Here is a 15,056-nt window from a genome sequence, read left to right on the forward strand (position 1 = left end):
GTTATGGAGCTTACTAGGGATGGAAAAGTACATTCAAGACTGGCTTCTACCAATAAGCCAGCTATCAACATCGTGCTCAAACCAGCCAATAGAGGACTGCCCTATCTTGAAGGGTTTAGGGAAGGTCTCGTCATAACGAGGAGACTTGGGATTAAGCCAGTCATAGATAGTAGACCTGGCCATGCCAATCTTGTTGGTGAGGTCTTTGATGCGCAGGACTTTGATGGTGTTGTTCATGGTGTACTCCTGATGATGTAGTGGGTTGTTTCATCAGAAGAGCGGGTCAGTGAAAAAAAACAGCTCTACTCAGGCTCGAGGTATAATCAACGAGAGACTTACAGATATAGCTCTATGCACACCAAATGGCTTCAGCTTTATATCTCCTTAGGCGTTCTGTTCTGTTCTGGGATGGATCATCTGGTGAGGTAGTGAGGAGGGGCCAGGCTGCCCCCGAGCAGGTTATCCAGACCCTCATCGAGGAGGTGAGAGGGACCCCTATGGGGGGGGGCGGGGACATAATTCACTCACTCCTGCATGCACATAATCAACCAAAGTTCAACAGAAAAAAGCCAATATTTCAACTCAAAAGCCATCGGAAATCGACCGTTTACATCTTAAAATCTACATGGTAATGTTCATATCGCTTGGTTTGGTGCAGAGTCTTTTGCTACCGGCACAAGCATGGATGGGACTCCTTAGAGGTATGCTTGCTTGTGTCTCCCGAGGGCGTGGTAGATATCGATGGTGGTGAGGTTGAGATGGCTGAAGTGACGTGGAATACGAAAAAAGAAGAAAGAGAAATTATGTTTCTTTATGATCTTTTCGCTGATGATGCTGGGTGGCGAGGGCGGCGAAACAGAGATGTATCGATGCCTGCAATTGATGTTGCTGCTAAAAAACTTGATGCATTCATATTAGATGTTCTTAGCGAACGAGTAGAAATGGATATCTTGTTTGACAAGCTAAGAGATATGAATATAAAGGCAAGAGACGTTAGTTTCGAAGACCCTTTTAAAATAAAATACTTGATGAAGGATATTTTTGACTGCTGCAATTTAACGTCAGACGCCTTTGAGTGGATATCATCCGATAATCAACGACAGTGTGACTTCATCTGGACATACTTAAGAATGTCTGATGAACGCCGTGGAACATTAGAATATAAACAATCGCTTACCATTACCAATGAGTATGAAGAGTTTGATGAAAAGGATAGGGGGCGACTACCTACGGTTAACCTCTTTGGCTTAAAATCAAATCTCTATGAGAGTCTAGGGCTACCTACGTTAGTAGACGGTAGTCATGCAAAAAAAGAATGTATTATTCGGTTCTTTGATTTGTGGGATGTATCTAGAGAAAGAAAAGAAGACGAAATGGAGGCGCTTGTATATGCATGGAATAAAATTAAAAACAAATCAAAAATGGCTGATTGGTTAAATAAAAATGATAATATGGCTGGCTGGGCGTGGACCTATACGTTAAAGAGATTTTTGAGTTTCGATACACCAGCATGGGTTGATTTATCAAACTCTAAAAATGAAGAAAAAGAGAAAAATGCATTGATCACGCTCTACGATATGCTCTCCGTCAAAGATCAGGCACTGTTAATGGCATCTTTGAGCAAAAGTGGTGCAGTGCAGAAACATAGAATAAATTCAAACAATCGTAAGCCTATGAGCATTCCGTTATCTGATGAGCATAAAGACATGCTTAAACAGATAGCAAGGGATTCCAACCGAAAGATCTATCAAGTGGTAGAAGAGATGATCGAAACAGCGTATCAGCAGCATTACGCTAACTAACCAAAGTACCTTTCCCTATTGCCCGTACAGAATTTGATAAATAATGCTAAAGATGATATTACATCCTCGTTTTCGATATTTATAGATAGGTGATTATAATGAGTGAATTTCTGAAAGTGCTGTTGAACATCCGCAGCCTGCGGGCTGCACTGCGTGAGTTGTCTTTGGAGCAAGTTAAAGAAGCCCACGAGAAAATAGAAATGATTTATCTGGAGCGTTTAGAGCAGGCAGAAAAAGAGCAAGCTGCCAATGCAGAACGTCAGCAAAAGCTGGCTGAGTTCCAAGCGATGTTGGCTCAAGCAGGTATCGACCCGATTGAGTTGGTAGGCAGTGCCCCAGCAGCAGCGACTGCGGCAAAAGCGAAACGAGCACCGCGTCCCCCGAAATACCGTTATGTTGAAAATGGCGTAGAGAAAACCTGGACCGGTCAGGGCCGTACCCCCAAGTTCCTGACTGAGCAACTCGGGCAAGGTCGTCAGCTGGACGATTTCCTCATCTAAATAGACAAGGCCATGCCCTCACGGTGTGGCCTTTCTGTTTACGCGCTCCATGGCCAATTAATGCCAGCTCTCATCGTTATGAACCAGGAGTATTCGGTAATGTTCTGTCGCATGACTGAGGTCAGCTGTAATGACATTATTAAAAACATCCTTTAGCATGCGCATGATGTTGGCTTAGCTCAGTAGGTAGAGCAACTGACTTGTAATCAGTAGGTCACCAGTTCGATTCCGGTAGCCAGCACCACGATTATCACCGAATTCCTCATAGCCGATCCCGATGCCAGCCATAAAAGACTTAGACGCAGAACGTACCGATTTGGATGCACGATTACGTGAAGCCATTGATAGTTGGGATCCACGTCGCCCCAGACGCTGGCTAGCGAAATATGGCGGTTGGCGAGTTGAAAAGCGTTCCCTCCTCACGCAGCGATATTGTGCGATACGCGACGAAGCCCAAGCCTTGCTGACGAGTAGTTAGCCTGGGTATTCACTGTGATTACCTGAACAAATTGCTCCATGGGTAGTCCAATGTGCCTACCCATCACCCAGCGTAATGACGGAATGACATGTCAATCGATCCGAAGCAACCTTTGCCGCGTTACTTGCAAGTAGCACATTGGCTGCACGAACAGCCGCGAGCAATCAGCACACGTGAAGCAGCAGACGTATTTGGTGTTTCGTCTTGGTCCATAGAACGCGATTTTGCCAGGGTTCGAGCGTTGTCCGGGATCGTGGTGTTCGATGAGCAACGAGTACCCAGCAAAGGTGGGCAGCAATATCTACTGCGGGTGCTACAGATTTTCCCCTACTGGCTTGACGAACACCAGCAACCCCATCAGCAGCTCGCCAGTTCCTGGGAGCTCAACGCCCCCCTCACGTGGCGAGACCTGCTCTGCCGTCCTTGGTGTCAATTAGTCGCCCGACATCAACGCAGCATCGACGATTGATCCTGCTTGTATCGTGCGCTTGTCTATCTAGAGGGCCAAGCTCTTGGGGAAGGCTGCAGGAACAATACGCAGCTCATTCCAGGCCTTATCAACAACCGATTAAATATTGTGTCACCTGATTAATTGTTGATAGTATTTAGTATGTTTACTCGCTTTTAAGCCGAATGATTGACCATTACTCCGCTCTACTTCCTCAATACCACCGATGCACTGACGTTGATCACCAAGTTCGGTACCGCTACTGATGAGCAGTCTATCGTGACCTTACTCCGCTCACTCTGTCAGCAGATGGGATTTGACCATTTTCGTTTGGGGTTCATTTCCCCCAGCTCGATACAGCGTCCTGACGTGCGGATCTTCAATGGCTGTCCTGCTGAATGGGTTCAAGTTTATAACGAACGGGACTTTCTGACTGTCGATCCGGTCGTGCGTAAAGGCATGGTCTATAGCACGCCAATCCTGTGGGCCAATCTCATCACTGAGTGTTGCGGCCAACAGGATGCTGCTGGATTGGAGGTCATGATGCTAGCCCAAGAGGCTGGGTTACGCGATGGCATCACCATCCCCTGGCATGGACCTAATGGTCATTTGGGGCTGCTCTCTCTTATCACGCGGACACCACGCACGGAACATCAATGGCTTAGCGCGATCCCATTTCTGAGCTGGTTGGCGACACACATTTTCGAAGCCGTTGCTCGAGTTTATCTGTCAGGTGCCGCGCCTCGTGAGTCGCTGAGTCAGCGGGAACTGGAGGTATGCCAGTGGGCGGCAGAAGGGAAGCAGGTCAGTGATATCGCCAAAATCCTGGGCATCACCCCTAGAACGGTGACCTTTCACCTGGAGCGTATTGCCGAGAAACTGGGTGCCAGCAATAAAAGCCAGGCGATATCCTGGGCGCTCAAGCAGGGGCTTGTGCGGCTCAATATCGATGCTGCGTTAGTGGGAAATATCAGTGAGCTTAGTGAGTAATGCTAACTGGCGCAACAATTCGCTCGCTTTATGGTGCAATCCACTGTTTGCGTAACCTTTGCTGGTCGATGTGCTCATTCTGAGCGAGTTCTTGCTCAAACCTAAGCGTGCGAGGAAGGCAGGCGGCACTAACTCATTGATAAGTAACGATTGCAATGGTTGGCATGGTCGCTGCTACGGGTTGGTCGAGTGCTATCTCGTTTAACCAACCTATTCAGGAGCATACCCATGCCAACTCCATGTTATATCAGCATCGAAGGTAAAACCCAGGGCAACATCACCGCCGGTGCCTTCACCTCTGACTCCGTCGGCAACATCTTCGTACAGGGTCACGAAGACGAGATGCTGGTGCAAGAATTCCAACACGTTGTAACTGTACCGACTGACCCGCAATCCGGTCAGCCTGCTGGTCAGCGTGTCCACAAGCCGTTCAAGTTCACTGTTGCACTGAACAAAGCCGTGCCGCTGATGTACAACGCCCTGGCCTCCGGTGAGATGCTGCCGAAGGTAAACCTGAAGTGGTACCGCACCTCTGTTGAAGGCAAGCAGGAGCACTTCTTCTCTACTGTGCTGACCGATGCCGTTATTGTGGACATCGACTGCCAGATGCCGCACTGCCAAGACCCGGCGAAGTCTGACTTCACCCAGCTTATCCAGGTCTCTCTGGCCTACCGCAAGATTGACTGGGAGCACACCGTTGCCGGTACCTCTGGTGCTGACGACTGGCGTGCGCCTATCGAGGCGTAACGGCTCGTTTTCCTTTCTTTGTTTTAGTTCTCTAGTAGTGCTTGTCCACGTGGTTCGTATCCGTAGCACGTAGATGTTTCCCCAGCCTGATGAATCCCGCAGGCTGGGGCCTTTATGTTTTGCCATCCCCCTGTTCTGATGTTGAGAGCGGAGTGATTGCAAAGCAATAAGGGGTGTTCTGTTATGCAGACACAATCAGTGTATTACCCGTCATCTTACTTATCTTTGGTTTTCGCATGTGTACCAGAGAGGGCGGTAGCGTGGTGTTTTGACTGGTGTCTGACTCAGTGTCGAAAGGTGATAGGGGGATTTCATGGCAAATAAGACCGGATTGCAGTTTACCGTCAACGTCGGGGCGTTGCCTGAGCCCACTTTCGTGGTGGCGAGCTTTGAATTTGACGAGGGGCTGAATAGTCCCTTTGAGCTTCACCTCGAGTTGGCCAGTCGCCAAAGTGATATCGATTTTGGTGCCGTACTGGACCAGCCCTGTGAGCTGCTGGTGTGGTATGAGGGGCGACTGCAGCGTCGCGTCAGTGGTGTGGTGGCGCAATTCGCTCAGGGCGATACCGGATTTCGCCGTACTCGATACAGCATGGTGGTCAAGCCTGCGCTGTGGCGTCTCTCCTTGTGTACTAATGCCCGCATCTTCCAGGCGCAGAAGCCTGAAGAAATCCTCTCCATTTTGCTGCAAGAGCACGGCATCACCGACTACGCCTTTGCCCTGAAAAACGAGCATGCCCAGCGGGAGTACTGTGTGCAATACCGTGAAAGCGATTTGGCGTTTGTGAACCGCCTGGTCGCAGAAGAGGGGATGTTCTACTTCCACGAGTTTGAAGCAGGCAAACACCGCATTGTCTTTGCTGACGATGCTGCCGCGCTGCAAGAGGGGCCTGCACTCTTTTTTAATCTGGCCAATCAAGGGTTGCAACAGGGCGCATTTGTGCGCCGGTTCCATTATCAGGAAGCGGTGCGCCCCTCGGATGTGGAGCTCAAAGACTACAGCTTCAAGACCCCAGCCTATGGTCTCTCTCACAAGAAAATGGGGGCAGAGCTGGAGCATCAACGTGACACCTACCAGCATTTTGACTACCCGGGTCGCTTCAAGCAGGACCCGAGCGGCAAGGCGTTTGCCCAACATCGGTTGGATGCACTGCGAGCCGATGCAGTGACGGGGAATGGCCGCTCGACAGAGGCAGGATTGATGCCGGGGCTGAGCTTCATGCTATCAGAACACCCTGCCCCTTCACTCAATATTGCCTGGCAAGTGGTGCATGTCACCCATACTGGCAAGCAGCCTCAAGCATTGGAAGAAGAGGGTGGCAGCGGCCCGACCGTCTACTACAACGAATTTGGGGTGGTGAAAGCCAGTACCACCTGGCGTGCGCAGATGCCCCATAAGCCTATGGTGGATGGGGCGCAGATTGCTACTGTGGTAGGGCCTGCTGGTGAAGAGATTTATTGCGATAAATATGGTCGGATAAAGCTGCAGTTCCCCTGGGACAGATACGGTGCCAGTGATGAGCACAGCTCTTGCTGGGTGAGGGTTGGTCAGGCTTGGGCGGGGGGAGGTTATGGCATGATGGCTATTCCGCGAATAGGCCATGAGGTGATTGTCTCGTTCCTTGAGGGGGATCCCGACCAGCCCATCGTTATTGGCCGCACTTACCATGCGACCAGCCTTCCTCCTGAAGGACTGCCTGCCAATAAAACCCGCATGTCGCTGCGTAGCAGCACCCACAAGGGCAAAGGCTTTAACGAGCTGCGCTTTGAAGACAAAGCGGGTCAGGAAGAGGTATTCCTCCACGCTCAGCACGACATGAATACGGTGGTGCTCAACAATCGCTCTACCTCTGTGAATGCCAATCATGATGAGCAGATAGGAGGAAGCCAGACTGTCACGGTTCAAGGTAACCAGACGGTGTCGGTCAAGCTGGACCAAGTGACCGAGGTGCAAGGGGAGCAGACGATAGCGGTCACCAAGAATCGCAGCACTATGGTCAATGACAATGAATCGCTGCAGGTGAAGAACAATATCGCCATCCAATCGCAGGATGGGGGCATTCTCATTGCCACAGCCGGTGGTTATATCGCCATCGACAAAGAAGGCAACATCGCCATTACCGGCAAGGGGCTGGTGTTGAACGGCACCCGCATTGATTTGAATTAAGGATGTGACATGTATCAGATGAATGAAGGTGCGCTGTTGATACCACAGCAGTGGCGTGATGAGTCCCTCCATGTGTTTGTATTGCCGGGAGACACCGTCAATCTGGTGGTCAATCGCTCACCGTTCGAGTTTGGATTAGCGCCAGAGACAGTCTATCAACAGACGCTTTCGCAATTTGCGGCTCACCTCAAGGGGTATCAGGAATTGGCGAGTTGGGAGGTGCAGCTGGATGGGCAGGCCGCCCCAGCCATCGAGTACACCTGGCGCTCAACGGAGGGGCCGATGCACCAGGTGGTGGTGATGCAGGTGAGGGGCACGTTGCTGCTAACCTTTACCATCACGGTAGCCGGTACCCTGCAAGATGAACAGAAACAAGCCTTGCTTGACGTGATAGCCACCTTTAAAGCAGCGGGCTAAGGGGGAGGCATGCTTGGCGATATCTTAACACGGGTAGCGCGAGTCGGCGCGATGCATGCGGGAAACCGCCCCTCTCCGCCAACTGACAGGCCCAAGCCTGGCGAGGGTAAGCCTCCTACGTCCCCTGGCAAAATGATTAAGCACAAGAGCTTTCTGGGCGCGTTGGCGGGGGCGATAGCTGGTGCCCTGGTCGCGGCAGCCGTGTTTGCAGCGGCGGCGGCAGTGGTAACGGCGGCCGTCGCATTGACGGGCGTGACGGGTGGAATGGGACTGGCATTGGTGGTGGGGGTCGCCAAGCTTGGACTGGGCATTGCTGCCACCATAGGCGCGGGGGACCTTATCGCCAAGGTGTCAGGAAGTGTGTCTGGCATGGTTGATAGTGCATCCCCGTCCTTCGGTCCGGTCGCAACTGGTTCGGCCAATGTGTTTGTCGAAGGGTTGCCGGTCTCCCGTGCACTGGTTGATACCGTCGCGTGCACCAAGCATTCGGTTCCACCCATCATTGCCCAAGGCAGTGAGTCTGTTTTTGTCAACGACAGTCCCGCAGCACGAGTAGATGACCAGATGGCCTGTGGCGCCACCATCAAAGAGGGGGCTTCCACCGTGTTCTTTGGCTCAGGTCAGGGAACTTATGCAGAGATAGCAGATGAGTTCAGTTGGTGGGAAAAGGCCCTGCTGATTGCGGTTGAATTTATCGTGCCCCCCAGTCGCGGTATGTTTAAAGGACTGGGTAAGCTGCTTGCCAATCCGCGCAGGGCATTACGGGGTGCATGGGTTGGTGCTAAATGGGCCGCTCGCACATTTAAGCGCACCTCACTGCGTTGCATGAGTCAGGGGTTCAAAAATAACAAAGGACTGGCACGCTTCAAGGAAGCCGCCAAGGGTTTTCTTAAAGACCCCGTCTATATCCCCAGTGGCGAGGTGATTGAATCCCGGCTGGATGTCGAGTTGGGGCAAACCTTGCCGCTGCGCTTTGAGCGCACCTACCTCACCGCATCCGCCCATACGGGGCTGCTCGGTAAGGGGTGGCATGACAGCTGGAGTGAAGTCGCCAGCGTCAGTCAGCAGGGTCTCGACACCATCGTGACCATCACCCTGGCACAGGGCTATGACATTGATTTCACTTTCCATCGAGACGTGACCTGCGTCTATTGCCCGCACTATCCCCAGTTTACCTTGACACGAACTGAGCACGGTTTTTTGTTGTGGGACCGAGACAGTCAGCAGACCCGTCACTTTATCCATCAGCAGGGTGGTCTGTACTGGCTCGGTGCGCTGTCAGACCGTCATGACAATCGCATTATCTTGGTACGCGACCAGACCGGCAAACTCTGCCGGGTGCGCCACAGCGATGGCATCGAGCTGGCGCTGGCGTGGCAAGATGACTATCTGCAACACATTGTCCGGGTAGATGGCGGCCAGCAGACGCGCTTGGCCCACTATACCCAAAACCGCGCCGGTCAATTAGTCGAAGCGGATGCCAGCCATCACTACCACCTGTTTTACGAATACGATGGCCAGGGGCGGCTAACGCGTTGGCATGATAACGACCAGACCTGGGCGCGTTATGAATATGACGCGCAAGGGCGCTGTATTTACACCACCTGTGCTGATGGTATGCTCACCGCCCGCTTTGACTATCAGCCTGGCAAGGTGGTGATGACCGACGGGATGGGTCGCCACGAGTATGAGCTTAATGAGCTCGACCTGGTGAGCGCAATCCGCTCCCCCCTCGGCCATGTGACCCGCTTTGACTACGACGAATTCGGTAACCTGTTGCGGGAGATTTCTCCGGCCGGACGGGTGGTCGAGTTTGAATACCTGGATGACACCGGGCTGGTTACCCGCTTTGTCGACGGGAGCGGTCACGCGTGGCACTACGAGTATGATGACCAGCAGCGGTTGTGCGCCGTCGCTGACCCGCTCGGGCGCAGCTGGCAGTGGCGTTTCGATGAAACGGGTAATCCGGACAAACTGACGGGGCCGGATGCCAGCGAAGTGCATTTTGGCTGGAACCGTTATGGACTGCTGACGGCGGTGAGTGACCAAAGTGGCAAGGTGCAAACGCGCCTGCAGTATGACCACCGCCAGCGCCTGCTCAGCCAGACCGATGCCGAGGGGCGCACCGAGCAGTGGCGCTATGATGGCCAGGACCGGATTGCCCAGTGGCAACGGGCCGACGGCGCTCGCTATCAGTTAGGCTATCGCCGCCCCAGCTGGCAACTGCCAGAGCAGCTCAAACGGCCCGATGAGGTAGAAGAGCAACGCCGTTACGATCGCCACAAAAACCTGACCGACTATGTCGATGGTAATGGTCAGCACTGGCGCCAACGCTTCGGTGCCTTTGACCTGCTCCTTGAGCGCACCGATGCCAGTGGCCGTAGTTGGCGCTATCAATACGACAGCGATACCCAGCAGCTGATAAAGGTCACCGGGCCAGACCAGCAGATGTGGGAGTGGTGGCTCGATAATGATGGCCGGGTGGTCCGTGAGCAAGACATGGCGGGCACCCTCACCCACTACCGCTATGACGAAGATGGTCACTGCATCGAAGTCCGCAATGGCGAAGGTCAGGCTCGTCACTTCCTGTTTGATGGCCGGGGTTTGCTGCTACGCGAAACCAGTGACGATGACACCATTCATTATCACTACGACGGGGCAGGCAGATTGCTGGAAGTGTCATCCAACACCAGCCACCTGCGCTTTGAATATGACACCCGCGACCGGGTGGTACGTGAAGAGCAAAACGGCGCCACCATTAGCCGTACCTATGACGAGCAGGCCCGCACCCTGACCCGAACCCTGAGCTGGCCTGAGACGCACCAAGAGAATAAGGAAGACGAACCAGCCCCACTGACCACCACCTTTACCGTCAACAACGTCGGCGAATTGACCCGTGTTGGCTTGCCAGATGGGGCCGAGCTGACCCTGGGGCACGACCTGGCTGGTCGGGAGGCACAGCGCCAGGGCGGTGCTTTTGGTCTGAAGCAAGAGTATGACGCTCTGGGCCAGCTCACTCGCGCCCAAAGCGGTCAACTGCAAGAGGGACGCTTGCTGGCGGGGCTCACCCGCGAGTACGGTTATGACCGTGCTGGCAACCTGATTGGTGAACGGCGCGGGCGCGAGGCGCAGGGCTATCGGCTCGATGCCTGTGGTCGGGTGCTGGAGACCCTCAGCAGGCTTCCCAACGCCGGTCGCCAGCGGGAGGCGCAATTTAGCTACACCCGTCAGGGGTTGCCATTAACCGACGGCGAGCATACCCAATGGCAACAAGGGCGGGTCAGCCAGCGGGGTGACACCCACTACGACTATGACAAAGCGGGCAGGCTTATCGGCAAACGTCAGCTGCGTCCGGGCTTTCGGCCCGAACAGTGGCACTACCGCTGGGACAGTCGTAACCAGTTGAGGGTGGTCACCACCCCCGAAGGCTCTAACTGGTTTTATCGCTACGACCCGTTTGGTCGGCGCATCAGCAAACGCTGTGAGCAGAGTGGCGAAGAGGTGGGTTACCTGTGGGATGGCGACCAGATAGCCGAGGTCCGTCATTTCAAGCAAGGCACACTGCAACTGCGCCGCCACTGGGTCTGGCGTGGCTGGGAATTGCTGGTGCAGCAGCGTCAAGAGATACAAGCGCAACCTGGCCTCCAAGCGTATGCACCAACGGCCTACATCGAACAAGGCCTGCAAGTCGCTGCTGAAAGTTGGCAGACCGACTTTGTCGTCAGCCAGCAAAACGGCGAACTGCTGGGGTTTTATAACCGGCAAGGGGAGCTGCACTGGCAACCAACAAAAACCAGTCTGTGGGGCCAGCGGTTAAGCAACCATGCTGATAACCGTGACCCCGGTCTGGCATTTGCGGGCCAACTGCGTGACGACGAGAGTGGACTCTGCTATAACCGTTTTCGGTACTACGACCCGCAAGGTGCCTGTTATATCTCCCCCGACCCGATAGGGATACTGGGTGGGGAGAATAACTACGGCTATGTGCCTAATCCGGTAAATTGGGTTGATCCGTTCGGGTTGGCGGGGTGTCCGACTGCGAGAGGTTATTGGAAAAATGATCCTGTACAATTTAAAGGGAATAAGGTTTATCAACGTAGTGATTTGTTTGATCCTAATCAAATGACTGCTTGGCGTGATAAGGGGAAGGTTTTTAAAGGCACGAATATGGATAGGATGGCTACAGGCAGAGCACCGGTTGGCTATGATGGGAAAGCTGTAAACTTACACCATATGTTGCAAGCACAAAATGGACCTATTGCGGAGATAAGCCAAACATACCATAAGAGTTATCATGGTATAATTCATATTAATCCCAACACAACCCCGTCAGGCATCAATAGAACAGAGTTTAACTCTTGGCGAGAAAAATATTGGGTAAATAGAGCGAGTGAATTTCAATGAACAAAAATGAATTAATATGTTTCCTGAAAAATAATGAAGGTCTTGTTAATTTCGGTACCTCAGATGATGCGCCGACATCTGAGTGGATTAACAAGGCAGAGCAAGCTCTTGGTGTGATATTGCCAGAAGAATACAAGTGGTTTTTAAGTCAGTTTGGTGGCGGTGATATATGTGGGGAGGAAATATATAGCATTTACTGCTTGCCGTTTGATGAAGCAGTTGGTGGCGACTTGGTTTATCAGAATATGATTTCTGAAAACAATATATCTATTGGGAAGATTGTTTTATCCAACACCGATTTTGGTGAGGAGTTTTATTTAAAAGTCGAACATCCTAATAAAGTATTCGTTTCTATTGGGCATAAAGAAGATTTATATGCAAGTGACTTTATTGAGTATCTTTACAAAAGAGTAATGTCATACGTTTAAGCAAAATCCGGAAGTGTTTCAAAGAACCTTCCAGCTTACTATTCTCTGTTGCTCAGACCCAAAAGCTAAATAGCTGTTCCGAATAGTAGATCACTGGAGGAAGGGAGCTCAGTCCAGTTTGTGCGATCTCATTAGTCGCCAAACAAAACAAGCCACACCCAAAGGACTGAGTTGATGCCTATCCTACCACCCCTGCCACGACCACAACGGCGCTCGCTACACAGTGGTGGCAGCGCTCGGCTCGCCTTGGCAACACCCATGCCAGCTATCGGCTGGGGCTGATGTGCCAAGAGCAGCATCAGGGCAAACCGGCGAGCGAATGTCTTGACTGGTTCGAGCAAGCTGCCAAGCGGGATCATACCGAAGCTCAGTTGATCCTAGCCCGGTGGTACAGCAAACAACCGGGGGCAGATACGGACGCCATCAAGTGGCTTGAGCGGTCCGCAGAACTGGGTAACCGTGATGCCCAGTACCTGTTGGGTGAGCGATATGCGCAAGGTAAAGGGGTAGTCAAACGACCAGATCTCGCCCAACGCTGGAATGACAAAGCGGCTGCTCAGCAGCAACCTGATGCTTTGCTACAGCAAGCGAAACAGGCCACCCCCACCAATGCTCTCGCTACCTATCAGCGCGCTGCCAATACGGCTTCTGCTGATGCAGAGCTCTGGCTAGGGATGGCTTATCTGGCAGGGGAACAAGTTCCTACAGACCCCGCTTTGGGTCGTTACTGGCTGGAGCTGGCAGCCGGACACGGTTCCCACGAAGCAGAGTACCAACTGAGCTTGCAGCAGGTGGATCGGGAGCTGCGGGTCTACTGGGTAGAGAAAGCAGCTGACGGTGGCGTGACCAAAGCTTGGTTCGAGCTGGCGGAGCTACAGCATAAGCAAGGTGAACTGGAGCAGGCCAGAGCTAGTTATGCCAAGGCTGCCCAACAAGGACACATTCTCGCGCAGTACACCTACGGTGAAATGCTGCGCCAGGGACAAGGTGGCAAAGTGGATTATGCACAAGCTCTTAAGCAGTATCGCTTGGCGGCCCAGCAAGGTGACCGCATGGCCCAATCCCGAATGGGAACACTGCGAGAGGAAGGCCTGGGGGCTCCTCGTAACCGGGTACACGCCTATGCTTGGTTGTCACTGGCGGCGACAGAAGGGATGACAGAGGCTGTACAGGCCCGTGACGAGCTGGAAGCAGCAATGACAAAGCCGGAAGTCAAACAGGCTCAGAAGCTGTCGGAGCACTGGTTTGGTAAACTCTAATCTGTTAACGATAATGCGAGAAAGAAGGGGGGTAGGATATAATGAATATTATTTTTTCTTTAACTTTTAATTGAGCAGTGTGATGGTGAAAGCGTGAAGTATCAATCATATTTTTGGGGGGAGGTATGTAGGATTTCTTAATTTCATTAGGAATATTACTCCATGCACGTTCTTCTTGTGTTTGCAAAGATTGCCATAGCAAGGGACCTCTCTGGCATTCATGTGTTTATGGCTTGGGGCTTGATGATAATTGCATTTTATGGTGCTATTGCAAGCATATGTTTATTTATGCGAAAAGTGCATGTTTATTACGGTTTTTTATTTTCATCAGCGAAGGATGGTTATCCAGAATTAATACTAAGCGCTGTAATGAAAGTTATAGAGATTTCGGCTTTACAATTTATATGTTGTCCATTTCTTTTTTATTGCCATATGTATCACTTTGGCGAGCAAAGGTGCTAATTAATATTTATTTGTTATTGGTTCGATAAAGTGACAAGTTATAAAACATCTCAGAATGAAGCGGCCAGATGGCCGCTTCATTCTTGCTTAATGATACTCTGTTATTGTTAGGTTGAGCATATCACTTTAAATAGTGAGTCGCCCCCTTTTTTATACGTCAGATATCTTTTGTTTATTAAAGTTTTATCTTGTCAGACCAGCCGAATTGCTGAAAAATATTTTTTGATGTTTCGCCCTTTAGATAATTAGCAAATTTCAGGCTATCTTCACTTGGCGTTCGCTTCAATACGATATTGACATCTCGGTAAACGACCAAGTTATTCTCAATTCCTACGACATCACCAAAATCAGGGTTGCTCTTGGCCCAATCAGCCCAAGTTACCCAGGCATCAACCTTCGGGTCTTCCAAGAAAGCCTTTCTAGCTCCGCCGCTATTGGGAGTGAACAGTACTATATTTTTTCTGAAATTAGCGACGAGATTGATATCCCCGGTGCGGCCAATCATATCTTCCCAAACACCGGTGCCTGATGTATTACTGACCCCTGCACCATCCGGAACAACAATACCTACTCCTGGTTTTGTTAGGTCAGTTAAGCCTTTGATATTTTTCGGGTTCCCATTTTTAACTAGGATGATTGCCGGACGTAAGTAGAGCGGTGTGATGCTATGAATATCAAAATTGTCAGCATGACCAGTGGCAATTGCCAGAGCAGATTGTTCTGATGCTCCAAATAGGATATCGGCGTTTTCTTTTGCTTTGTCATTCCAGCTTGCCTGAGGGCCAAAGTGTACATTCACTTTAACACCTGTCTCTGCTTGAAACGCTTCGGCAACCTTAATCAGTGCGGTATGCGGACCACCTGGTCCATACAGATTCACATCGGCTAACACAGAAAAACTCGGTAGACTGAACAAAATTGCTGCTACCAGAGGGTTGACGGTCAGTTTCATTT

General features: G+C 51.5%; 12 protein-coding genes, 1 tRNA gene and 1 pseudogene. 12 read left to right on the plus strand and 2 right to left on the minus strand.

Annotated features, from left to right (window positions below):
* Window positions 1-33: 33 nt before the first annotated feature.
* Window positions 34-237 carry a helix-turn-helix transcriptional regulator gene (locus tag BN1135_RS15290; protein ID WP_024945106.1) on the minus strand — a complete coding sequence of 68 codons (204 nt, stop codon included), beginning with the start codon at window positions 235-237 and terminating at the stop codon, window positions 34-36.
* Between the two features lie 491 nt (window positions 238-728).
* Between BN1135_RS15290 and BN1135_RS15295 the strand changes: the two genes are divergently transcribed.
* The 12 genes and pseudogenes from BN1135_RS15295 to BN1135_RS22205 all read left to right on the plus strand — a co-directional run bounded on the left by BN1135_RS15295 (window position 729) and on the right by BN1135_RS22205 (window position 14,102).
* On the plus strand, window positions 729-1,802 hold the full coding sequence (locus BN1135_RS15295; RefSeq protein ID WP_139245248.1) for a hypothetical protein: 1,074 nt from the start codon (window positions 729-731) through the stop codon (window positions 1,800-1,802).
* 98 nt (window positions 1,803-1,900) lie between these two features.
* Window positions 1,901-2,302, plus strand: a complete 402-nt coding sequence (locus tag BN1135_RS15300) for an H-NS family histone-like protein (protein WP_042022607.1) — start codon at window positions 1,901-1,903, stop codon at window positions 2,300-2,302.
* Between the two features lie 168 nt (window positions 2,303-2,470).
* Window positions 2,471-2,546: transfer RNA gene (locus BN1135_RS15305), tRNA-Thr, on the plus strand.
* A gap of 322 nt (window positions 2,547-2,868) precedes the next feature.
* Window positions 2,869-3,249, plus strand: coding sequence for a hypothetical protein (locus tag BN1135_RS15310; RefSeq protein ID WP_042022609.1), 381 nt, complete (start codon window positions 2,869-2,871; stop codon window positions 3,247-3,249).
* A 168-nt stretch (window positions 3,250-3,417) separates the two neighbouring features.
* On the plus strand, window positions 3,418-4,218 hold the full coding sequence (locus BN1135_RS15315) for a helix-turn-helix transcriptional regulator (RefSeq protein ID WP_042022612.1): 801 nt from the start codon (window positions 3,418-3,420) through the stop codon (window positions 4,216-4,218).
* Window positions 4,219-4,446: 228 nt separating this feature from the next.
* Window positions 4,447-4,965: a type VI secretion system effector Hcp1 gene (gene hcp1 / locus BN1135_RS15320; RefSeq protein ID WP_042022613.1), complete on the plus strand. Its 519-nt coding sequence runs from the start codon at window positions 4,447-4,449 to the stop codon at window positions 4,963-4,965.
* Window positions 4,966-5,278: 313 nt separating this feature from the next.
* A complete protein-coding gene (tssI, locus tag BN1135_RS15325; RefSeq protein WP_042022616.1) occupies window positions 5,279-7,132 on the plus strand; it encodes a type VI secretion system Vgr family protein in 1,854 nt (617 codons plus the stop codon).
* A gap of 9 nt (window positions 7,133-7,141) precedes the next feature.
* Window positions 7,142-7,549, plus strand: a complete 408-nt coding sequence (locus BN1135_RS15330; protein WP_042022619.1) for a DUF1795 domain-containing protein — start codon at window positions 7,142-7,144, stop codon at window positions 7,547-7,549.
* 132 nt (window positions 7,550-7,681) lie between these two features.
* Window positions 7,682-11,953, plus strand: a complete 4,272-nt coding sequence (locus tag BN1135_RS15335; protein WP_082186818.1) for an HNH/ENDO VII family nuclease — start codon at window positions 7,682-7,684, stop codon at window positions 11,951-11,953.
* Window positions 11,950-12,381 carry an SMI1/KNR4 family protein gene (locus BN1135_RS15340; protein WP_042022622.1) on the plus strand — a complete coding sequence of 144 codons (432 nt, stop codon included), beginning with the start codon at window positions 11,950-11,952 and terminating at the stop codon, window positions 12,379-12,381. The genes BN1135_RS15335 and BN1135_RS15340 overlap by 4 nt, the downstream gene beginning before the upstream one ends.
* Before the next feature lie 209 nt (window positions 12,382-12,590).
* Window positions 12,591-13,640, plus strand: a pseudogene (locus BN1135_RS15345) (SEL1-like repeat protein); the annotation flags it as partial.
* A gap of 162 nt (window positions 13,641-13,802) precedes the next feature.
* Window positions 13,803-14,102 (plus strand): hypothetical protein, encoded by a 300-nt coding sequence (locus BN1135_RS22205; RefSeq protein WP_189987092.1) that lies wholly within the window; start codon window positions 13,803-13,805, stop codon window positions 14,100-14,102.
* Window positions 14,103-14,277: 175 nt separating this feature from the next.
* On the opposite strand, the gene BN1135_RS15350 is transcribed toward BN1135_RS22205, so the two are convergent.
* The gene (locus BN1135_RS15350) at window positions 14,278-15,054 is read right to left on the minus strand and encodes a substrate-binding domain-containing protein (protein ID WP_042022624.1); all 777 of its coding nucleotides are present in this window, start codon (window positions 15,052-15,054) and stop codon (window positions 14,278-14,280) included.
* Window positions 15,055-15,056: the final 2 nt, after the last annotated feature.

The sequence above is a fragment of the Aeromonas sobria genome (genome assembly GCF_000820145.1).
GTDB lineage: Bacteria > Pseudomonadota > Gammaproteobacteria > Enterobacterales > Aeromonadaceae > Aeromonas > Aeromonas sobria.